Below are 21,736 nucleotides of genomic sequence, written 5' to 3'. Positions count from 1 at the left end.
TGGGCGGGGCACGCCGCGCTAGCGGAGGATGGCTTCCAGTTCGATACCGGCTTTTGCAAAGCGTTCGGTCAGGAAATCCAGCAGGGCGCGCACGCGCGGCGCCATGTAGCGGGTGCGCTGGTACAGCGCGTGCACCGGCGCGTCCGGCGTGCGCCATTCGGGCATCAGCACCTTCAGCCGGCCGGCCTGCAAGTCGGCGCCGATGTCCCATACCGATTTCATGGCGATGCCGTGGCCGTTGACCGCCCACTCGCGTGCGACGGCGCCGTCGTTGGTTTCGCGCGCGCCCGAGGACGGCACGAGGAACGAGGCCACTTCTCCATCGCGCTCGAAGCGCCACTCATTGGCCATGCCCGGCGCGGTGACCAGCGCGATGCAGTCGTAGCGGTGCAGGTCGGAGGGGTGGGCGGGCGCGCCGTGCGCCGCCAGGTAGGAAGGGGCAGCGCACAGCACGCGGCGGTTGAACGCCAGCGGCCGCGCCACCATGGAGCTGTTCTGCGGCACGCCGAAACGGATGGCCAGGTCCAGATCGTCCTGCAGCAAGTTGGCGACCGCGTCCCCCAGGATCAAGGCCAGCGTGATCTGGGGATACAGCTGGTTGAATTCTTCCAGCCATCCCTGCAGCACATGGCGGCCAAAATCGGACGTGGCGGCAATGCGCAGCTTGCCGCTGACGGCGCTGCGGCCGGCCTGCAGCGCGGCGTGGGCGTCGTCCAGCGCGCCCAGGGCGTGCCGGCAGTGTTCCAGGTAGAGGGCGCCTTCGGCGGTCAGGCGCAGCTGGCGCGTGGTGCGCTCGAACAGCCGCGTGTTCAGCGCCGATTCCAGTTTCAGCAAACGGGCGCTGGCGGCGGCCGGCGACAGGCCCAGCTTGCGCCCGGCGGCGGACAGCCCGCCCAGGCTGGCCGCTTCGACGAACAAGCGGATGTCGCCAAGATTGTCCATCATTATTCCAAATATTTTGATAATGGTTCAAATGTTAGACCAATTATCAATTCACTGCCTCATCCGCATAATGAATCCAGTCAAAACCTTTCTGGAGTCTTCCATGCAAGCAATCACGCAGCTTTCCGCTCCCCTCGCCCTGGGCGACATCACCCTGCCGCACCGCATCGTGATGGCGCCGATGACGCGCGCCCGCAGTTCGCAACCCGGCGACGTGCCGAATGCCTTGAACGCCGCCTACTACGCGCAGCGCGCCTCGGCAGCCCTGATCGTCTCCGAGGCCTCGCAGGTTTCGCCGCAGGGCAAGGGCTATTCCTTCACGCCGGGAATCTATAGCGAGGAACAGGTGAGCGGCTGGCGCCTGGTCACCAAGGCCGTCCACAAGGCCGGCGGCCGCATCTTTTTGCAGCTGTGGCACGTGGGCCGCATGTCCCATCCCGACTTCCACGACGGCGCGCTGCCGGTGGCGCCGTCCGCCGTGCCGTTCCAGGGCCAGATCTGGAAGGTTGATGCCGACACGGGCATCGGCGCCATGGTGGACTGCCCCACTCCGCGCGAACTGGACCGCGCCGAGATTGCCGCCATCGTCAACGACTTCCGCATTGGCGCCCGCAACGCCATCGCGGCCGGCTTCGACGGTGTTGAAATCCACGGCGCCAACGGCTACCTGGTAGACCAGTTCCTGCGCACCACGTCCAATGTGCGCAAGGACGAATACGGCGGCAGCCGCGAGAACCGCTTGCGCTTCCTGAAAGAGGTGGTCGACGCCGTTGCGGACGAAGTCGGCGCGCAGCGCACCGCGATCCGCCTGGCGCCCTTCCTGACCGCGCGCGGCATGGACTGCCCGGACATCCTGCCCACCATCCTGGACGCGGCCAGCTTCCTGCAGCAGCGCGGCATCGCCTACCTGCACCTGGTGGAAGCGGACTGGGACGATGCGCCCGAATTCACCGAGACCTTCCGGCAGGAGCTGCGCGCGCGCTTTGCCCGCCCCATCATCGTGGCCGGCAACTACGACAAGGCGCGCGCCGAGTGGGTGCTCGCCCACGGCTATGCCGATCTGGTCGCGTTCGGCCGTCCCTTCGTCGCCAACCCCGACTATCCGCGCCGCCTGCTGCAAAACCTGCCGCTGGCCGAGTTCGACGGCGCCACGCTGTTCGGCGGCACGGAGCGCGGCTATACGGATTACCCATCGCTGCCGCTGGCGGCGGCAGCTTAATTCAGGAGAACAATCATGAAAAATACGACAGTTGTAGTGATCGGCGGCTTGTCCGGCATAGGCCGCGCCGTGGCGGAACAGGCGGCAGCGGAAGGCGCGCGCGTGATCGCCGCCGGCCGCCGCGCGGCGCCCGCCGATTTCCCCGCACCGATAACGGCGGCCCGCGTCGACATCAGCGACGACGCTTCGGTGGCCCGCCTGTTCGACAGCATAGGCCCCTTCGACCACCTGGTGGTCACGGCCGGCCCCGTGATCGCGTCGGCCAAACTGGCGGACTTGAATGTGGCCGACGCCATCGCCGCCTTCAACGTCAAATTCTTCGGCCAGATGCGCGTTGCGCAGCGCGCCCTGGGCAGCATCAACCGCGCCGGCTCGATCACGCTGACTTCCGGCCTGCTGTCGCGCAAGGCGGTGCCGGGCGGCCTGGTGAAGGCGGCCATGAACGCCGCCACCGACATCATGGCCAAAACGCTGGCCAAGGAACTGGCGCCGCTGCGCGTCAACGCCGTCAGCCCCGGCATGGTGGAAACCGGCATGTGGGGCGACTTGAGCGAGGCGGACCGCAAGGCCATGGCGGCGCGCGCCGGCGCCAGCATACCGGTGGGCCGCGTCGGCCAGGGCAGCGACCTGGCGCAGGCTTACCTGATGCTGATGCGGAACGGCTTCATGACCGGCAGCGTGGTCGATGTGGACGGCGGCGGCTTGCTTTAAGCGGCCATGCAGCTCGATCACGTCACCATCGTTGCGCCGGACTGCGCGCCGCTGCACCGCTTCTTCGTCCAGGTCGCCGGCATGGAAGACGGCGCGCGGCCGGCCTTCGGTGTCGGCGGCCACTGGCTGTACCTGAACGGACGGCCGGTGCTGCACCTGATCGAGCGGCCCGACGCGCTATCCGGCCCGCGCATCGCCACTCCCCGGCCGCAGGCCCGCATAGACCATGTGGCGCTGCGCCTGGGCAGCGCCGCCGAGTGGCGGGCCTTGCTGCGGCGGCTGGATGCATACTCGGTGCCGTACCAGCTGTCCGATATGAAGGCGCTGCAGGAGCAGCAGCTGTTCGTCGCGCTGGCGCCGGGAGTCACGGTGGAGTTTGTGATAGCGGGCCGGCATTTGGGCTAGTTTCGGAAACGTGCTACTTTCGCATGTCGTGAAAATGCGTTTATCCTGAAATCGCCCACTAAGAGGAACCGGTATGCCTTCATTAAAGCTTTCCGTCATGGTATTGGCCTTAGCAGCGGGGGCGTGCGCGCCAGCGCTGGCCGACGATCAGCGCGACGCGGCGCTGTTCGCCAGGATAGACGCGATCTTCGCCGACTATGCGCTGGACCAGCACGTCCCTGGCCTGGTGTATGGCATCGTCGCCGACGGCAAGCTGGCCTATGTGCGCGGCATGGGCGTGCAGGACCTGGACAGCAAGCGGCCGGTCACGCCCGACACGCTGTTCCGCATCGCCTCCATGACCAAGGCCTTCACCGCGCTTACGGTGCTCAAGCTGCGCGACGACGGCAAACTGCAGCTCGATGCGCCGGCCGAAACCTATATCCCTGAACTGAAGACCTGGAAGTATCCCACCCAGGACTCGCCGCGCATCCGCGTGCGCGACCTGCTGAACCACACGGCCGGCCTGGTCACCGACGATCCCTGGGGCGACCGCCAGACGCCGCTGCCGGAAGCCGAATTCACCAAACTGCTGCGCGGCGGCGTCCCGTTCAGCAATGCGCCCGGCATCACGATGGAGTATTCCAACCTCGGCTACGCCATGCTGGGCCGCATCATCAGCAACGTCTCCGGCAAGCCGTATGCGGACACCATTTCCGCCACCTTGATGCGCCCGCTGGGCATGGCTTCGTCCGGCTTCGTGGCCGACGCCGCCCCGCGCGAACGCCGGGCGCAAGGCTACCACTGGGCGGACAACGCGTGGACGCTGGAGCCCACCATGGCGCACGGCGCGTTCGGCGCCATGGGCGGCGTGCAGACCAGCGCGGTCGACTATTCGAAATGGGTGGCCTACCTGCTGTCGGCCTGGCCGCCGCGCGACGGCGCCGACGCCGGCCCGGTGCAGCGCGCCACGGTGCGCGAGCTGGCGCAGGGCTCCAACTTCCCGCGCCTGCGCACGCGCTTCGGCCACAGTGGCGCGGACAGCTGCCGCCAAGCCTCGGCCTACGGCATGGGTATGATTGTCGCCACCGACTGCGAACTGGGCACGACGCTCAGCCACGGCGGCGGCTACCCCGGCTACGGCTCGCATGTGCTGCTGCTGCCGGAACAGGGCGTGGGCATCTTCGCCTTTACCAACCGCAGCTATTCGGGCTCGTCGGCGCCGGTGTGGGATGCGGCGGTGGCGCTCAGCAAGGGTGGCTTCCTCAAGCGCCGCGCAACGGCGGCCAGCGCGGACCTGGCCGCCGCCTACCGCGGCGCGGGCGACATTTACCAGCAGGGCGACGTCAACGCCGCCGCAGGCCTGCTGGCCATGAACTTCCTGATGGACGCCAGCGCGGCAAGCTGGGGCCGCGAGCTGGCCAGCCTGAAGGCCAAGGTGGGCAGCTGCGACACCTCGGCCCCGCTCAGCGCCAGCAGCGCGCTGGCCGGCGACTTCACCTGGCGCTGCGAGCATGGCCGGGTGGCCGGCAGCGTGCTGCTCACGCCGACCACGCCGCCGCGCATCCAGACCTTGATGCTGCAGCAGAAAACGCCATGACGGCCCCGGTCAGTTTCGGCGAAGCGCTGCGCTTCTGGCTAAAGCTGGGCTTCATCAGCTTCGGCGGCCCGGCCGGGCAGATCGCCATCATGCACCAGGAGCTGGTGGAGCGCCGCCGCTGGATCTCGGAGCGGCGCTTCCTGCACGCGCTGAACTACTGCATGCTGCTGCCCGGCCCGGAAGCGCAGCAGCTGGCCACCTATATCGGCTGGCTGATGCACCGCACCCGGGGCGGCGTGGCGGCGGGCGCGCTGTTCGTGCTGCCGTCGCTGCTCATCCTCATCGGCCTGTCCTGGATCTACCTGGCCTTCGGCGACCTGCCGCTGGTGGCGGGCCTGTTCTACGGCATCAAGCCCGCCGTCACCGCCATCGTGCTGCAGGCGGCGCACCGCATCGGCGGGCGGACGCTGAAAAACGGCTGGCTGTGGGGCATCGCGGCCGCCTCCTTTACCGCCATTTTCGCCGCCGGCGTCCCCTTCCCCGCCATCGTGCTGGCGGCGGCGCTGGCCGGCTACGCGGGCGGCCGCTATCTGCCGCAGCGGTTCCAGGCCGGCGGCGGCCACGGCGCGGCGCAGCAGTCCTATGGCCCGGCGCTGATCGACGACCACACGCCCACGCCGGCGCACGCGCGCTTCCGCTGGCGCGGGCTGGCCGCCGTCGCCGCCGCCGGCGCGGCGCTGTGGGCCGTGCCCATGGCGCTGCTGGCGGCCGGTTTCGGCTGGCAGCACACGCTGACGCAAATGGGCTGGTTCTTCACCAAGGCCGCCCTGCTCACCTTCGGCGGCGCCTACGCGGTGCTGCCCTATGTCTACCAGGGCGCGGTGGACCACTACGGCTGGCTCAGCGCCGCGCAGATGATGGACGGCCTGGCGCTGGGCGAAACCACGCCCGGCCCGCTCATCATGGTGGTGGCCTTCGTCGCCTTCGTCGGCGGCTACGCCAAAGCGGCACTCGGGCCGGACCAGCTGTTCCTGGCCGGCGCCGCAGCGGCCGCGCTGGTGACCTGGTTCACCTTCCTGCCGTCTTTCCTGTTCATCCTGGCCGGCGGCCCGCTGGTCGAATCCACGCACGGCGACCTGAAGTTCACCGCGCCGCTGACGGCCATCACCGCCGCCGTGGTGGGCGTGATCGTCAACCTGGCGCTGTTCTTCGGCTACCACGTGCTGTGGCCGCAGGGCTTTGCCGGCCGCCTGGACTGGCCGGCCGCGCTGATCGCGCTGGGCGCGGCGGTGGCGCTGCTGCGCTACAAGGCCGGCGTCATGCAGGTCATCGGCGCCTGCGCGCTGGCCGGGCTGGCGCTGCGGCTGGCGGGCTGGGCGTAAGTCTGCTCCTGGGCCTGGCCCTGCTGCCGCAGCGGCAGCGTGATGCGGAAGCGGCTGCCCGCCCCGGGCGTGGTCTCGACGTCGATGCGGCCGCGGTGGTTCTGCACGATGCCGTAGGACAGCGACAAACCCAGCCCGGTTCCCTTGCCGATGGCCTTGGTGGTGAAAAAAGGATCGAAGATGCGCGGCAGCACGTCGCCCGCGATGCCGCAGCCGTCGTCGGCCACTTCGATCCAGGCCTGCTGGTCCGCCACCCCGGTACGGATGGTGATCAGGCCGCGCTGCGGCCCCACCGCGTGGCTGGCGTTCACCAGCAGATTCATGAACACCTGGTTGAGCTGTGACGGCATGCACTCGACTTCCGGCAGCGGGCCGTACTCCTTGCGCACGTCGGCCACCTTGCGCACTTCGCTGGCAATGATGTTGAGCGTGGAATCGAGGCAGCGGTGCAGGTCGGCCCATTCCCACTGCTGCAGCGAGTCGGTGCGCGAGAAGTCCTTCAGCGACTGCACGATCTTGCTCACGCGGCCCATGCCGTCGCGCGATTCGGCCATCATGACGGGGATGTCGCCGCGCAGATAATCCAGATCCAGCCGCGCGCGCTGCGCCCGCATGCGCGCCGCCAGTCCGGGCACGGCCGCCATGTCCGGTTCGGCGTCCTGGTAGATGGACAGCATTTCGAATATGCGGTCCAGGTACTGCTCCAGCATGTCGGCATTGGAGGCCAGGAAGCCGAGCGGGTTGTTGATCTCGTGCGCCACCCCGGCCGCCAGCTGGCCGATGGAGGCCAGCTTTTCCGACTGCACCAGCCGCCCCTCCAGCTGCTTGCGCTCGGCCATCTCGCTTTGCAGCTGGCCGTAGGCGCCCTCCAGTTCGGCGGTGCGCTCGTGCACCGCCGCCTCCAGCCCCTCGTTGGCCTGCCGCAGCTGGCCGTTGACGCTGTTGATGATGGCGTGGCTGCGGATCAGCCGCCAGGCCGCGTACAGCAGCAGGGCCGCCAGCGCGGCCGACAGCAGCAGCAGACTGACCCTGTGCTGCTGCATCTGCAAGGCATTGCGCTCCTGCCCACGGTTGAGCAGGGTGCTGATGCGGTCCATATGCGCGGCGGTCGGCGCGGCGGCGATGCGGTCCAGCAGGTCCTGCACCTTCTGGCATTCGCGCAGCACGGTGCGCACGTGCACCACGAACAGGCGCAGGCCACCGGCCAGGTCGGCCGGCAGCGTGTCCTGGCCCGCCATCAGGCTGGCCAGCGCGCGCTCAAAGCCCGCCTGGTCGAAGCGGGCGCCGTCCTCGAACATGAGCACCTGCAGCAGCACCTTGCGGACCCCGGCCTCGGTGCGCATGAAACGCAGCGTCCCCGTCCGGCCCGACTGGCTGTAGCGGTCGGCCAGCGCGGCAATATCGTCGGCCACGACCGGCAGGAAGGCCATGGAGTTGCGCAGCACGGCATTGTGCGATTTGAACGACTCGATCAGCGCCGCCTTGCGCCCCAGTTCGCGCTCCAGCGCCGCCACACCGGCGGCCAGCTCTGCGCCGCCTTCCCGGTCCCGCGCACCCGGCCGCGCATGCAGCTGCTGCGGCAAGGCGTCCAGCTGCGGCAGCGGGTCGGCCAGCGCGTCGTAGCTTTGGTTGATGCCCAGCTTGGACTTCATCGCATCGAGTTCCCATTGCGCGTCCAGCTGCCGGATCTGGCGCAGCCGCGCCACGTTCTCGAAATAGGCCGGCGCGTCGTTGCCCGGCGCCTGCCGGTACAGGAACAGCAGCGCGCCGGCCAGCACCAGGCCCAGCGCCGCAAGAGGCAGGGCGGTTTTCATGGCTGGCCCGCCGGCTGTGCGTTCAGCGTGGCGAGGAACTGCGCGATAAGCGCCTTGTCCTCGGCACTGCCGGGCCTTCCCAGCTGGTACTTGAACATGATGTCGATGGCCTGTTCCAGGGTGGCGGCCGAACCGTCGTGGAAATACGGCGCGGTGCGCGCCACGTTGCGCAGGCTGGGCACCTTGAACACGTGGCGGTCCTCCTCGTTGCCGGTCAGCGCATAGCGGCCGCTGTCCTGGCGGGCAGCGGCGCCGCGCCGCGCCTCGTAGTCTTCCATCACGCCGAACTTCTGGAACATATTGCCGCCCACATTCACGCCCTGGTGGCAGGATACGCAGCCGTACTGCTTGAAGCGCGCGTAGCCGGCCTTTTCGGCCGCGCTCAGCGCGCCGTGCTCGCCGCGCAGGTAGCGGTCGAAGCGCGAGTTGGGCGTGATCAGGGTCCGCTCGAAGGAGGCCAGCGCATGCTCGATGTTGGCGCGCGTGACGCCGTCCTTGTAGGCGGCGGCGAAGCCGCTGCGGTAGTCCGCGTCCTGCTGTACCTTGCGCACCACGTCCGGCCAGCGCGAGCCCATTTCGGCCGGGTTCTCCACCACCAGGCCGATCTGCGCTTCCAGCGTGTCGGCGCGGCCGTTCCAGAACTGCTTGAAATTGAGCGCCGCGTTGAGCACCGTGGGCGCGTTCAGCGCGGCCGGCTTGCCGTCCAGGCCGAGCGACACGCCGCGGCTGTCGGCGCCGCCGCGCGCCAGGTCGTGGCAGCTGGCGCAGGACACCTTGCCGTTGACGGACAGGCGCGTGTCGCTGAACAGGCGGCGCCCCAGCGCGGCCTGGGCCGGGTCCTGGCGCAGCGACAGCGGCACCGGCTGGATCGGTTCGCCGGACGGGCCGGCCAGCGCCGGCGCCGGCGCCGGCGCGGCGCAGGCCAGGGCTAAGGCCAAGGTGGAACGGCAGGCAGGCATGGCGCTCTCCTGAGGCGGAGAAATCAGGCGCACAGCGCGTCGTCCGCGCGCGACAGCCCGTGCAGCTGCCAGTAATGGCGGAAGGCGGCGCGGATATTCTCGCGCAGCATATTGTTGTCCCAGGGCTTGGTGTAGAAGCGGTACAGCGAACCCCGGTTGATCGAGTCCATGATGGTGGCCAGGTCGGTGTAGCCGGACAGGATGATGCGGAAGGTGTCCGGATACATGCCCTTGATCTTGTCGAGCAGCTCGGTGCCGCTCATCTCTTCCATGCGCTGGTCGCATAGCACCAGCTGCACCTCATGGCGCGCCAGCAGCTCGAAGGCCTGGGCCGCGCCGTTGGCCGTCAGCACGCGGTAGCCGTCCTGGCGCAGCAGCCGCTGCAGGGCCGACAGCACGTGCGGCTCGTCGTCGATCAGCAGCAGGGTGCGCACCGGCGCGCCGCCCGCGTCCGGCGCGGCCAGGCTGGCGGCGTTCAGCAGCAGGTGCTGGAACTGCATGGCCGGCACCGGCCGGCTGAAGACGTAGCCCTGGATCTGGTCGCAGCGGCGGCGCGCCAGGTAGGCCAGCTGGGCCTCGGTCTCCACGCCTTCGGCCACCACCTCCAGGTCCAGGCTGTGCGCCATGGCGATGATGGCGTCCACCAGCGCGGCGGCGCCCGGGTCCACCGTAACCTCGCGGATGAAGGCGATGTCGATCTTGAGCACGTCCACCGGGAAGCGCTTCAGATAGGCCAGGCTGGAATAGCCGGTGCCGAAATCGTCGATGGCCACCTTGACCCCCATGGCGCGCAGCGCGGCCAGGGTCGTGGCGGTGCGGTCGGTGTCGTCCATCAGCGCGCTCTCGGTCACCTCCAAGGACAACAGCCCGGGCGCGATGCCGTGCGCCGCGATGGCCTCCGCCACGGTGTGCTGCAGCAGGTTGTCGGAGAACTGGCGGCTGGCCACGTTGACGGCCACCGGCACCGGCCCCCCGGGGCAATCCGACCACAGCGCGATCTGGCGGCAGGCGGTGTCGATGATCCAGGCCCCCACTTCCACGATCAGGCCGGTCTCCTCCAGCAGCGGGATGAAGGCCGACGGCGACACCGCGCCGTGGCCGGGACGGTTCCAGCGCAGCAGCGCCTCGGCGCCGGCCATGCGGCCGCTGGCCACGTCCACCTTGGGCTGGTAGTACAGTTCGAATTCGCCGTTGGCCACCGCCTGCCGCAACGCGCGCTCGAACTCGAAGCGGCGCTGCGCCTGCACGTCCATGGCGTCGGTAAAGAAGCGGCAATTGCCCTCGCCGCCCTGCTTGGCGTGGTGCAGCGCGGTGCTGGCGTATTTCATCAGGGTGGCGGCGTCGGCCGCGTCGGCCGGATGCAGCGCGATGCCGATGCTGGCCGTCAGCCGCGCTTCGCCCTGCGCCAGTTGGAAAGGCTGGGCGCAGCAGTGGCGCACCTGCTCGGCGGCCTGCTGCGCGTCGCACTCGGAGGCCAGGCCGCCCAGGGCCATGGCGAATTCGTCGTTGCCGAAGCGGCTCACCACGCTGCCGGCCGGCGCGGCCTGCCGCAGGCGCTGGGCGAACTGGCTCAGCAGCGCATCGCCCGCCGCGTGGCCCAGGGTGTCGTTGACGCGCGCAAACCCATCCAGGTCCAGCATCAGTACGGCGCTGGCCCGGCCGGCATCCGCAGCCAGCATTTGTTCCAGCGAGCGCTGGAACATGGCGCGGTTGGGCAGGCCGGTCAGCGCGTCGTAGCAGGCCAGGCGGACGCCATGGTCGCGCGTGCCGGTGTACAGCAGACGCACTTCCAGCAGGTTGCGGATGCGCGCCAGGATCTCGCCGTGGTCGAAGGGCTTGCAGACGAAGTCCATCACGCCGGCGTCCAGCGCGCGCTGCTTGTGTTCGGGGGCGGCCGTCACCGCCATCACCGGCAGGTATTCGCCGGCCTCCACCTCTTTCAGCCCCGCCAGCACCTCGAAGCCGTTCATGAAGGGCATGTTCAGGTCCAGCAGGATCAGGTCGTAGCGGTTCAGGCGGTGCAGCGCCACCACTTCGCACGGATCATTGGTGGAGGCAACGCGGGTGTAGCCGGCGTACTCCAGCATGGCCTTCAACAACAGCACGTTGGCGGGACGGTCGTCGACGATCAGGATGCCGGCCTGCTGCAATTCGGACAAGCTTGCCATGGTGTTCTCCAGTGCTGTTGTAGTTTTATTTCCAGCCGCTGCGGGCGGCGGCGATCGCCTCCAGCAGTTCCAGGTCGTTCATCGGTTTGAGCATGTAGGCCAGCGCGCTGCCGCGCTGCACGCGCGCCTGGATCTCCGGCGAGTGCTGGCCGGTGACGGCGATGACGCCGGTGCGCGGCGCCACTTCGGCCAGGTGCTGCTGGACTTCGAAGCCGGACATGTCCGGCATGTGCAGGTCCAGCACCACGCAGTAAGGGTCGCCGGCGCCGTCGTCGCGCAGCGCCGCCAGCAGCGCGGCGCCGCCGTCGTAGCCGCAGGCCGGGATGCCCGCCGCGCGCAGCAGCCGCAGCAGCGCCCGGCGGATGGAGGCTTCGTCGTCCACGACGGCTACCCAGGGATGTATTTTGGTGTCCATGAGTAGCAAGATAACGCGTCCGGGGGCGGCGCGATATTGGACCTTGGACCAACGTGGACCTTGGCCCAACGCGGCCGGTTTCCGGTTTCAGTCCTGCGCGCCGCGCAGCCTGTCGGCCAGGCGCACCAGCGCGGTCAGCGAGCGCACCTGCATCTTCGCCATCACGCGCGCGCGGTGCACCTTGACGGTCTTTTCCACCGTGCCCAGTTCGGCCGCCACCTGCTTGTTGAGCAGGCCCTCGATCAGCAGCGCCATCACCTCGCGCTCGCGCGGGGTCAGGCTGTCGTAGCGGGCGCGCAGCTCGCCGCGTTCGGCGTCCGCCGCGCGCCGCTGGGCATTGAGCGCCAGCGCGGCCTGCACCGCCGCCACCAGCTTGTCGCCGTCCACCGGCTTGGTCAGGAAGTCGAAGGCGCCGTGCTTCATGGCGCGCACGCCGCTGGCGATGTCGCCGTGGCCGGTCAGGAAGATCAGCGGCAGCAGGCTGCCCTGCCCGGCCAGCGCCTGCTGCAGTGCCATGCCGTCCATCTCCGGCATGGCCAGGTCCAGCACCAGGCAGCCGGGCGCGCCCGCGCTGCCGCTGGCGAGGAAGTCCTGCGCCGACGCATACGGCGCCACGTCGAAGCCGGCCGAGGCCAGCAGGCGCGCCAGCGCCTTCAGGATGGCGGGCTGGTCGTCGACCAGGAAGACCCGGCGCGGCGCGCCGCTCATGGCGCCGCCGTTTCAGCCGCCGCCAGCGGCAGCCGCACATGGAAGCTGGCGCCGCCGTCCGGATTATTCTCTGCCCACAGCTGGCCGCCGTGCGCCGCCACAATGCTGCGGCAGATCGACAGGCCCAGGCCCATGCCGCTGTCCTTGGTGGTGTAGAAGGGCGCGAACACCTGCTCCAGCGCGGCGGTGGGAATGCCGCTGCCGCAGTCGGCAACGCTGATGCGCAACCAGCCGTCGCCGTCCAGCGCAGTGCGCACGCCGATGGCCCTGGCGCCGGCCTCCGTCATGGCCATGGCGTCGACGGCGTTCATCAGCAGATTGATCAGCACCTGCTGCAGTTGCACGCTGTCGGCCCGCACCTGCGCGCCTTCCGCGCCCAGCACGGTCGACAGCGCCACGCCGTGGCTGAGCAGGTCGTTGCGCAGCAGGCGCAGCACCTCGATCACCAGCGGGTTCACGGCGGCCGGCTGCAGCGGCGCCTCGCGCTTGTCGAACAGGCGCCGCAGCCGGCGGATAATCTCGCCTGCGCGCTGGTCCTCGGCCACGATGTCGGCCAGGATCTCGCCCACCTCGTCCAGGTCCGGCGTGGGCAGGCGCAGGAAGCGCTGCGCCGCCTGGGCATTGCTCAGGATGGCCGTCAGCGGCTGGTTCAGCTCATGGGCCAGCGCGCCGGACAATTCGCCCAGCGTGGCCACGCGCGCCAGGTGCGTCACTTCGCGCTGCTTGTGCTGCATCTCCAGCTCGGCCAGCTTGCGCTGCGTGATGTCGAGCGCCACGCCGCGCACCAGCTGCGGCTTGCCGTCGCTGCCGGTCTCGCAGCTGCCGCGCGAGGCCACCCAGCGCAAGCCGCCCTGCGGCAGCTCTACCCGGTACTCGATTTCATAGCGCTCGCCGCTGTCGGCCAGGGCCAGCACGCGCCGCACGGCGGCGCTGTCGTCGGTGTGCACGCGCTGCAGCAGCGCCGCCACCGACACCGGCTCGGACGGGCCGAAACCGAACAGATCGCGCCAGGACGCCGACACCCAGACCCGTCCCTGCACCAGGTCGCGCACCCAGATGCCCAGGCGCGCCGCCTCGGCCGCCAGCGCCAGCTGCTGCTCGCTCTCGCGCCGCTCCGCCTGCGCGGTACGCACCGAGGCGGCGGCCTGCTGCAGGGCCAGGCCCAGCTCATTGGCTTCGCGCAGCGCCAGCGGCGGTATCTCCGGCACCACGCCGGCCGCCACCGCAGCCGCCGGGCCGGCCAGCGCCTGCACCGAGCGCGCGATGCCGCCGCCGATGCGCCAGGCCAGTCCCAGTCCGGCCGCCAGCGCGGCCACGGTGGCCAAAATCAGCCAGGCCAGCGAACGGCGCAAGCCGGCCGTCAGCTCGTCCAGCGGTATGCCCATCGCCACGCTCCAGCGGCTGGTGGCCGAGCGGCTGTACACGGTGTACACCGGGATGCCGTCCAGGGTGGTGGTCTCGAAGCCGCCCTCGTCGGCCAGCGCCAGCTGGCGCAGCAGGGCCGGCGTGGTGGGGCGGCCGATGAAGCGCGCGATGTCGTGGCTGCGCGCCGCAATCTTGCCGCTGGCGTCGACGATGCCGACGCGCCAGCTGGCCGGCAGCGGGCGTTCCGCCAACAGCCCCGCCAGCCGGGCCGGCGAGGCGGTGGCGTTCAGGGTCATGACGATGGCGCCGCCGCGCCGGATCGGCACGCCGATGGTGTAGATCAGCTCTCCGCCCACCGGGGCCGGGAACAGGTTGGACACGCCGGGCCGGCCGGTGGCCAGGATGCGCTTGAGCAGCGGCGTGCTGGCCAGCTTGGGCAGCGGCTCGCCGTAAGGGCGCCGGGTGGACAGCAGCAGGCTGCCATCGAGGCCGATCAGCACAATGCCGTCGGCCTGCATATCGGCCTGCGCCGCGACCGCGCGGCTGTGGAAGCCGGCCAGGTCGCCGCGCTGCAGCTGGTGCGACGTGCCGAGCGCCAGCAGCGCGGCCTCGGTGCGGGCAAAGCCGCTGTCGACTGCGGCCATGAGGGCGCGCGCCTGGCCTACCGTGCTGGCCAGCAGCTGCGCGCGTTCGCGGGTGTAGAAATCGACTATCAAGAATGCAGCCACTACGGCCATGGGCAAAATGCAGCCAAGGACAAGCAAAGCGAGGCTGGCGCGCACGCCGATAGCTTGCCTGAGAGGGGAACGCTGCTTGCGCAAGCGCATAGGTGGTGCACCTCCTGCTGGCGAAGACGACGTTCCGATTCTAGTGCAGAAGCGCCACGCTGTGCGGCTATATTGTGGCTATATCGCGGTTATATTCCGGCGCTGCGCCGCAGCGGCAAGGCCACGCGGAAGGAGCTGCCCTTGCCCGGTTCGGACTGCACGTCGATGCGCCCCTGGTGCTGCTGCACGATGCCGTAGGTAAGCGCCAGGCCCAAGCCCGTGCCCTGGCCAATGTCCTTTGTTGTAAAGAAGGGATCGAATATGCGCGGCAGCAGCTCGGCCGCCATGCCGCAGCCGTCGTCCGCCACTTCGAACCAGGCCTGGCCGTCCGCGCTGCCGGTGCGCAGCGTGATGCGGCCGCGCTGCGGCCCCATGGCCTGGCCGGCGTTGAGCAGCAGATTCACCACCACCTGGTTGAGCTGCGCGGGCATGCATTCAAGCGTCAGCGGCGCGCCGTATTGTTTGTCCACGACAGCGGCCTTGTCCACTTCGGCGGCGACCGAGTGGAGCGCGGCGTCGATGCAGCCGTGCAGGTCCGCCAGCTCCCAGCGCTGCTGCGCGGCGCTGCTGGCGAACTCCTTGAGCGCCAGCACGATCTTGCTGACCCGCCCCATGCCCTCGCGCGATTCGTCCAGCATGGCCGGGATGTCCTCGCGCAGATAGGCCAGTTCCAGCCGCTCGCGCTTTTCCTTCAGGCGCGCCGCCACTTCGGCCGAACCGGCCATGGCCAGCTCGGCCTCCTCATAGGCGGCCAGCATGTCGAACATGCGTTCCAGGTAGCGTTCCAGCATGGCCGCGTTGGCAGCCAGGAAGGCCAGCGGATTGTTGATCTCGTGCGCCACGCCCGCCGCCAGCTGCCCCACCGAGGCCAGCTTCTCCGACTGCACCAGCCGCCCTTCCAGCTGCTTGCGCTCGGCGATCTCGGTCTGCAGCTGGCCGTTGGCGCGCAGCAGTTCGCCGGTGCGTTCGCGCACCGCAGCCTCCAGCCCCTCGTTGGCCTGCCGCAGCTGCTGGTTGACGCGCTTGATGATGGCGTGGCTGCGCACCAGGCGCAGCGCCGCGTACAGCAGCAGCGCGGCCAGCGCGGCCGACAGCAGCAGCAGATACACGCGGTGCCGCTGCATCTGCACCGTGTCGCTCTGCTGCCGCGCGCTCAGCAGGTCGCCGATGCGGTCCAGGTGCAGCTCCACCGGCGCGGCCACGATGGCCGCCAGCAGGTCGCGCACGGCGCGCTGTTCGCGCAGCACCGTGCGCGCGTGCACGCCCAGCAGCTCGAGACGCTGCGCCAGCGGCGGCGGCACGCCGCGCGTAGCGGCGGACAGCACCGCCAGCGCCAGCTCCATGTCGAACAGGGTTTCGTCGCTGGCGTTCTCGTTGTGCACCAGCGTGGCCAGCAGCACCTTGTTGGCGGCCACGCCGGCCTGGCGCGTGCCGCCATGGCCGGCGCCGGACGCGCTCAGCTCGACAATGTCGCCGGTGGCGGCCGGCAGGTAGGCCAGCGAATTGCGCAGCACCGCGTTGTGCGACTTGAACAGCTCTATCATGGCCGCCTTGCCCGCCAGCTCGCGCTGCAGCGCCGCCACGGTGGCGGCCAGCGCTTCGGCCGCGGCGTCCCCCTGGCGCAGCGGCGGCAGGCGCAGCTGCTGCGGCAGTTCTTCAAGCGCGCGCTGGGTCGCCACCAGCGCGTCGTAATTCTGGTTCATGCCCATGCGCGACTTCATCACGTCCAGCTCCCAGGTCGCATCGAGCTCCTTGATCTGCCGCAGCAGCGCCACGTTGCCGGCGTAGCTGGACGCGTCGTAGTCCCTGGCATCCTGATACAGATAGAGCAGCGCGCCGGCCAGCAGCGCGGCCAGCAGGGCAAACGGCAGCCAGCCGCGCGCCGCGCGCCGCCAGCCCTTCATGGCTGCGCCCCCGGCGGCGCCGACAGCGTGGCCAGGAACTGGGCGATCAAGTCCAGGTCCTCCTTGCTACCGGGGCGGCCCAGCTGGTAGCGGAACATGATGGCGATCGCCTGCTCCAGCGTGGCGGCCGAACCGTCGTGCAGATAGGGCGCGGTGCTCGCCACGTTGCGCAGGCTGGGCACCTTGAAGCGCCGGCCGGTGGCGTCCCGGTCCGGGTAGGCCTCCATCACGCCCAGTTGCTGGTACATATTGCCGCCCACGTTCACGCCCTGGTGGCAGGCCACGCAGCCGGCCTGCTTGAAGCGCGCGTAGCCTTCGCGCTCGGCGGCGCTGATGGCGCCGTAGTCGCCGCGCAGGTAGCGGTCGAAGCGCGAACCGGGCGTGGTCAGCGTGCGCTCATAAGCGGCGATGGCCTGCTCGATATTGGCCCGCGTTACGCCGTCGCGGAAGGCGGCGGAGAAGCCGCGCCGGTAGTCCGCGTCCTGCTCCACGATGCGCAGCACGTCGGCCCAGCGCGCCGCCATTTCGGCGGGGTTCTCGATGGCGCTGCCGGCCTGCTGCTCCAGCGTGGCGGCGCGACCATCCCAGTACTGGCGGAAGTTGAAAGCGGCATTGAAGACGGTAGGCGCATCGGGCACGCCGGGGCGGGGCCGCGCGCCGGGCTGCGACTGGGCGGCGGCGGGATTGTGGCAAGCGGCGCAGGACTGCCGCTTGTCGCCGGACAGGCGCGCATCGCTGAACAGGCGCCGCCCCAGCGCAACCTTGGCCGGATCCTGCCGCGCGGCCTGGGGCAAAGGCAGGATGGCTTCGCCTGCCGGCGCCGCAGGCGCCGCCAGCGCAGCTTGCAGCCCCGCAAACACGCAGCACGCCGCCAGGCCGGCACGGAAACGGCTGGCTGGCTTGCGTTTGGAAAGCTGCTCTGATGGGCGCATATGCGGACGGCCTCCTCGCTGCCGGATCATCCGACCTCGATTGTAGTAACAAAATGCAGCATGTCGCAGATTAATTTCACAAATTTTGAATCCGATCCGCGCCCCCCTCCGTATATGCCTGTGCAGCACCTCGAAGACCACCTACATAAAGGGGAATTAGCATGGCAACTAACCAGAAGTACCCGCTGCGGGCCGCCCTGATCGGCAGCCTGATGGCCATTGCACTAGCGCCTGCAGCGTTCGCGTCCAGCCACCGGGAAGCGCCCTTCATCACCAAGCAGCCCAAAGTGGACGCCACCGATTTCTACATGTTCCGCAGCTATGAGCCGGGACGCGAGAAATTCGTCACCCTGATCGCCAACTACGTGCCGCTGCAGGATGCCTACGGCGGCCCGAACTACTTCGCCATGGATCCCGACGCCTTGTACGAGATCCACATCGACAACAACGGCGACGCCAAAGAGGATCTCAGCTTCCAGTTCCGCTTCAGCAGCACCAACAAGGACACGCAGTTGACCGTGGGCGGCAAAAAAATGTCCATCCCGCTGGTCATCAATGGCGGCGCGGTGAACGACGTCAACCCGGCCGGCCTGAATGTGCGCGAAACCTATACCGTGGCCGTGGTGCGCGGCGACCGCCGCGGCGGCGCCCGCTCATCGGTGACCAACGCGTCCGGCGGCGGCGCCACCTTCGACAAGCCGGTGGACAATATCGGCAACAAGTCGATACCCGACTACGCCGCCTACGCGGCCAAGCACATGTACGCGGTCAATATACCCGGCTGCGCCACCCCGGCCCGCATGTTCGTCGGCCAGCGCAAGGACCCCTTCGTGGTCAACCTGGGCGAGACTTTCGACCTGATCAACATCAAGGCGCCCGCCGTCGAGTTCCTGGCCAGCGCCGAAAAGAACGCCAGGGACGACCTGGCGCTCAAGAACGTCACCTCGATCGAACTGGAAGTGGCGGCCGACTGCCTGACCGCATCGGCCACCGGCGGCGACCCCGTCATCGGCGGCTGGACCACCGCCAGCATGCGGCAGGGGCGCCTGCTGAACCCCACGCCGGGCAGCGCTGCCGGATCCTCCAAGGAAGGCGGAGCGTGGACGCAGGTGTCCCGCCTGGGCGCGCCGCTGGTGAACGAGGTGGTGATCGGCCTGAAGGACAAGGACCGCTTCAACCACAGCAAGCCCTCGGGCGACAGCCAGTTCGCCGACTACGTCACCAATCCCACCCTGCCCGCGCTGGTGGAAATCCTGTACGGCAGCGCCGGCGCCAAGGCCCCGACCAACTTCCCGCGCAACGACCTGGTGGCGGCCTTCCTCACCGGCGTGAAAGGCCTGAACCAGCCGGCCACGGTTACCGCCTCCGAAATGCTGCGCCTGAACACCGCCATCGCGCCCACCCCCAGCGGTGCGCAGAAGCGGCTGGGCGTGATTGACGGCGACAACGCGGGCTTCCCCAACGGCCGCCGCCCCGGCGACGATGTGGTCGATATCGCGCTGCGCGTCATGATGGGCAAGCTGTGCACGCTCAACCTGGGCTGCACGCCGGCCGACGCGCCGGCCGGCGCATTGCGCTTCACCGACGGCGCCTACCTGGACGAGACCTTCGTCACGACCGGTTTCCCCTACCTGAAAACGCCGCTGGCCGGCTCGCCGCAGAAGTAAGGAGCGCATCATGAAAACATTTTCCCGTATCGCGCCCTGCGCGCTGGCGCTGACCCTGTTACTGGCCGGCTGCGGCAGCGGCGGTGGCGGCGGCGACTCCGGCAGCGTCACCACGCCGCCGGCGCCGCCGCCCGTCACCATGCTGGACGCGTTCTATTCGGCGGTGCTGGCCATTACCGCCACGTCCCCGGAAGACAAGGAGCCGGCGGAGATCGACAGCGTGGCCGTTACCGCGCCCGACAACACCGATCCAGTCGCCAATTAAGCCAGCAGTCCTCCCCGCGCCGTGCCCCAACCCCGCACGGCGCGGGGCTTACACAGAAATGGCAAGACCATGACCAGCATTCCCTACTTCCTGGGCGCCGCCCTCGCCGCCACGCTCTCGCTGCAAGCGCCGCCGGCACAGGCCACGCCCCGGCTCCCGAGCGCCGGGACCGAAGTCATCGAAACGCTGCCGCGCCGCAGCGACCCGCAGCAGCTCGAACTGCGCCGCCTGCGCATGCAGCTGATGGCCGCGCCGCGCGACGCCGAACTGGCCGCCGCGCTGGCGCAGCGCTATATCGGCATCGGCCGCAGCGAGTCCGATCCACGCTACTTCGGCTACGCGCAGGCGGCGCTGGCGCCGTGGTGGAAGGAGGCGGCACCGCCCGCCGCCATACGCCTGCTGCGCGCCACCCTGCTGCAAAACATCCACCAGTTCCCAGCCGCCATGGCGGACCTCGACGGCGTGACGGCCGCCGAGCCGTCCAATGCCCAGGCCTGGCTCACCCGCGCCACCGTGCAGACCGTGCTGGGACAGTACAGCGCAGCCACGGCCAGCTGCGCGCGCCTGTCCGCGCTGGCGGACCAGCTCTCCAGCATCACTTGCCTGACCAATGTTGCGGGCCTGACCGGCCGCCTGCTCAAAAGCGACATGCTGCTGGCCACCACCTTACAGCGCAGCACCAACGCGGAGCCGGGCCTGCAAGCCTGGTCCTTGACGCAGCTGGCGGAAATGGCGGCGCGGCGCGGCGACGCCCCGCTTGCGGAAACGCGCTACCAGGCGGCGGTGAAGCTAGCCCCGCGCGACAGCTACCTGCTGGGCGCCTACGCCGACTTTCTGCTGGACCGGCAGCGCTCCGCCGAGGCTGCCGCGCTGACCAAGGAACACCGCCGCATCGACGGCCTGCTGCTGCGCCATGCGCTGGCGCTCAAACAGGGAAAAAAGCAAGGACAGAGCGCCTCCCCCGAACTCCAGGACCAGTTGGCGGCGGACACCCGCGAACTGCAGGCGCGCTTCGACGCCGCCGCGCTGCGCGGGGACAGCGTGCACCAGCGCGAGCAGGCCCGCTACGAACTGCATTTGCGCGGCAATGCGAAAGCCGCGCTGGCGCTGGCGCAGCGCAACTGGGCGGTGCAGAAGGAGCCGGCCGACCTGCGCGTCCTGCTTGAGGCGGCGCTGCAGGCCGGAGACCGCGCCGCAGCCGCCCCCGCGCTGGCATGGATGGCGCAGACCGCGCTGGAAGACGCCGCCATCGCGCCGCTCGCCGCGCAGCTCGGGACAGTCCCCGCACCGGCGCCCGCCGGCCGGCCCGATGCGCCGCGCCTGGCGTCGAGGACGCAGCCATGATGCGCCTGCTGCTGGCCTGCCTGCTGCTGTGCTGCGCCGCCGGCCCGGCCGCCGCCCACAAGCCCAGCGACAGCTACCTGGTGCTGCGCGCCGGCGGCCAGCATATCGAGGGCCAGTGGGACATCGCGCTGCGCGACCTGGACTACGCCATCGGCCTGGACAGCGACGGCGACGGCCGGCTGACCTGGGACGAGATCCGCAGCCACCACGGCCAGATCGCAGCCTACGCGCTGTCCCGGCTGTCGCTGGCGGTGGACGGCGCAACGCCGGCGGCAGCGCAGAGCGCATGCACCATCACCGCCGGCGAGCAGCTGATCGACCGCCACAGCGACGGCGCCTATACCGTGCTGCGCTTCCGCGCCTACTGCCCGACGGCGCCCGCCGCGCTGCGCATCCGCTACAGCCTGTTCGCCGACACCGACCCCCAGCACAAAGGCCTGCTGCGCCTGGAACACGCCGCTGCGGCCGATGCTGCAACCTCCCCCGACGGCGCCAGCGCCATCTTCGGCAGCGGCCAGCAAGAGCAGGTGATGCAGCTGGCCCGGCCCGCGCGCCTGACCCAGTTTGCCGCCTACGTGAAACACGGCGTGTGGCATATCTGGATAGGCGTGGACCACATCCTGTTCCTGCTGTCGCTGCTGCTGCCCGCCGTGCTGGTGTGGCGTGACCATGCCTGGCGCGCCGCGCCCGATTTGCGCGGCGCCGCCATCGACGTGCTGAAAACCGTCAGCGCCTTCACGCTGGCGCACTCCATCACCCTCAGCCTCGCCGCGCTGGGCATGGTGTCGCTGCCGTCGCGCCTGGTGGAATCGGTCATCGCCGCCTCGGTCATCGCCGCCGCGCTGAACAACCTTGCGCCCATCGTGCGTTCCAGGCGCTGGGTGGGCGCGTTCGCCTTCGGGCTGATACACGGCTTCGGTTTCGCCAGCGTGCTGGCCGACCTCGGCCTGCCGCAAGGCTCGCTGCTGCTGTCGCTGCTGGGCTTCAACGCCGGAGTGGAGCTGGGGCAGCTGGCCATCGTGGCCGCCTTCCTGCCGCTGGCCTACCTGGCGCGCGCCACCTGGTTCTACCGCCAGGTGGTATTCATGGGCGGCTCCGCGCTGATCGTGCTGACCGCCTGCATGTGGCTCAGCGAACGCGCTTTCGACATCAAACTGGCCGCGCTCTGAACATGGCGGCCGAGGAGCATC

General features: G+C 69.6%; 18 protein-coding genes. 9 read left to right on the top strand and 9 right to left on the bottom strand.

Going from position 1 to position 21,736, the window contains the following annotated elements:
* Positions 1-18: 18 nt before the first annotated feature.
* Positions 19-942: a LysR family transcriptional regulator gene (locus AC07S4_RS10910; RefSeq protein ID WP_494987132.1), complete on the bottom strand. Its 924-nt coding sequence runs from the start codon at positions 940-942 to the stop codon at positions 19-21.
* Between the two features lie 103 nt (positions 943-1,045).
* Between AC07S4_RS10910 and AC07S4_RS10905 the strand changes: the two genes are divergently transcribed.
* From AC07S4_RS10905 to chrA, 5 genes are all read left to right on the top strand, one after another.
* Positions 1,046-2,161: an alkene reductase gene (locus tag AC07S4_RS10905; protein ID WP_494986666.1), complete on the top strand. Its 1,116-nt coding sequence runs from the start codon at positions 1,046-1,048 to the stop codon at positions 2,159-2,161.
* Between the two features lie 15 nt (positions 2,162-2,176).
* Complete coding sequence (locus AC07S4_RS10900) at positions 2,177-2,872, top strand: SDR family oxidoreductase (protein WP_494986665.1); 696 nt, start codon at positions 2,177-2,179, stop codon at positions 2,870-2,872.
* Positions 2,873-2,878: 6 nt separating this feature from the next.
* Complete coding sequence (locus AC07S4_RS10895; RefSeq protein WP_494986664.1) at positions 2,879-3,277, top strand: VOC family protein; 399 nt, start codon at positions 2,879-2,881, stop codon at positions 3,275-3,277.
* A 73-nt stretch (positions 3,278-3,350) separates the two neighbouring features.
* The gene (locus AC07S4_RS10890; protein ID WP_494986663.1) at positions 3,351-4,856 is read left to right on the top strand and encodes a serine hydrolase domain-containing protein; all 1,506 of its coding nucleotides are present in this window, start codon (positions 3,351-3,353) and stop codon (positions 4,854-4,856) included.
* Complete coding sequence (gene chrA, locus AC07S4_RS10885; protein WP_494986662.1) at positions 4,853-6,178, top strand: chromate efflux transporter; 1,326 nt, start codon at positions 4,853-4,855, stop codon at positions 6,176-6,178. Before AC07S4_RS10890 ends, chrA begins: the two co-directional genes overlap by 4 nt.
* Here the strand turns inward: chrA and AC07S4_RS10880 are convergent.
* The 8 genes from AC07S4_RS10880 to AC07S4_RS10845 form a co-directional block, all read right to left on the bottom strand.
* Entirely contained in the window at positions 6,100-7,992 is a 1,893-nt protein-coding gene (locus tag AC07S4_RS10880) for a DAHL domain-containing protein (protein WP_494986661.1), read from the bottom strand. The genes chrA and AC07S4_RS10880 overlap by 79 nt on opposite strands.
* Positions 7,989-8,951: a cytochrome-c peroxidase gene (locus AC07S4_RS10875; RefSeq protein ID WP_494986660.1), complete on the bottom strand. Its 963-nt coding sequence runs from the start codon at positions 8,949-8,951 to the stop codon at positions 7,989-7,991. Before AC07S4_RS10875 ends, AC07S4_RS10880 begins: the two co-directional genes overlap by 4 nt.
* Positions 8,952-8,974: 23 nt before the next feature.
* Positions 8,975-11,119 carry an EAL domain-containing protein gene (locus tag AC07S4_RS10870; RefSeq protein WP_494986659.1) on the bottom strand — a complete coding sequence of 715 codons (2,145 nt, stop codon included), beginning with the start codon at positions 11,117-11,119 and terminating at the stop codon, positions 8,975-8,977.
* Positions 11,120-11,144: 25 nt separating this feature from the next.
* A complete protein-coding gene (locus tag AC07S4_RS10865) occupies positions 11,145-11,534 on the bottom strand; it encodes a response regulator (protein ID WP_494986658.1) in 390 nt (129 codons plus the stop codon).
* A gap of 87 nt (positions 11,535-11,621) precedes the next feature.
* Positions 11,622-12,242, bottom strand: a complete 621-nt coding sequence (locus AC07S4_RS10860; protein ID WP_494986657.1) for a response regulator transcription factor — start codon at positions 12,240-12,242, stop codon at positions 11,622-11,624.
* Positions 12,239-14,323 carry a sensor histidine kinase gene (locus tag AC07S4_RS10855; RefSeq protein ID WP_494986656.1) on the bottom strand — a complete coding sequence of 695 codons (2,085 nt, stop codon included), beginning with the start codon at positions 14,321-14,323 and terminating at the stop codon, positions 12,239-12,241. The genes AC07S4_RS10860 and AC07S4_RS10855 overlap by 4 nt, the downstream gene beginning before the upstream one ends.
* 200 nt (positions 14,324-14,523) lie before the next feature.
* Complete coding sequence (locus AC07S4_RS10850; protein WP_494986655.1) at positions 14,524-16,338, bottom strand: DAHL domain-containing sensor histidine kinase; 1,815 nt, start codon at positions 16,336-16,338, stop codon at positions 14,524-14,526.
* Positions 16,335-17,270, bottom strand: coding sequence for a cytochrome-c peroxidase (locus AC07S4_RS10845; protein WP_494986654.1), 936 nt, complete (start codon positions 17,268-17,270; stop codon positions 16,335-16,337). The genes AC07S4_RS10850 and AC07S4_RS10845 overlap by 4 nt, the downstream gene beginning before the upstream one ends.
* 161 nt (positions 17,271-17,431) lie before the next feature.
* Here AC07S4_RS10845 and AC07S4_RS10840 point away from each other — a divergent pair, with 161 nt between their 5' ends.
* From AC07S4_RS10840 to AC07S4_RS10825, 4 genes are all read left to right on the top strand, one after another.
* Positions 17,432-18,937: a DUF4331 domain-containing protein gene (locus AC07S4_RS10840; RefSeq protein WP_494986653.1), complete on the top strand. Its 1,506-nt coding sequence runs from the start codon at positions 17,432-17,434 to the stop codon at positions 18,935-18,937.
* Positions 18,938-18,947: 10 nt separating this feature from the next.
* Positions 18,948-19,202, top strand: a complete 255-nt coding sequence (locus tag AC07S4_RS10835) for a hypothetical protein (protein WP_494986652.1) — start codon at positions 18,948-18,950, stop codon at positions 19,200-19,202.
* A 69-nt stretch (positions 19,203-19,271) separates the two neighbouring features.
* The gene (locus AC07S4_RS10830; protein WP_494986651.1) at positions 19,272-20,546 is read left to right on the top strand and encodes a tetratricopeptide repeat protein; all 1,275 of its coding nucleotides are present in this window, start codon (positions 19,272-19,274) and stop codon (positions 20,544-20,546) included.
* Positions 20,543-21,715, top strand: coding sequence for a HupE/UreJ family protein (locus tag AC07S4_RS10825; RefSeq protein WP_494986650.1), 1,173 nt, complete (start codon positions 20,543-20,545; stop codon positions 21,713-21,715). Before AC07S4_RS10830 ends, AC07S4_RS10825 begins: the two co-directional genes overlap by 4 nt.
* The last annotated feature ends 21 nt before the right edge of the window (positions 21,716-21,736 follow it).

Source organism: Pseudoduganella sp. GW821-FHT05F09, assembly GCF_059419605.1.
The sequence above is the reverse complement of the archived record's forward strand: the minus strand, read 5'-3'. Positions and strand labels throughout refer to the sequence as shown.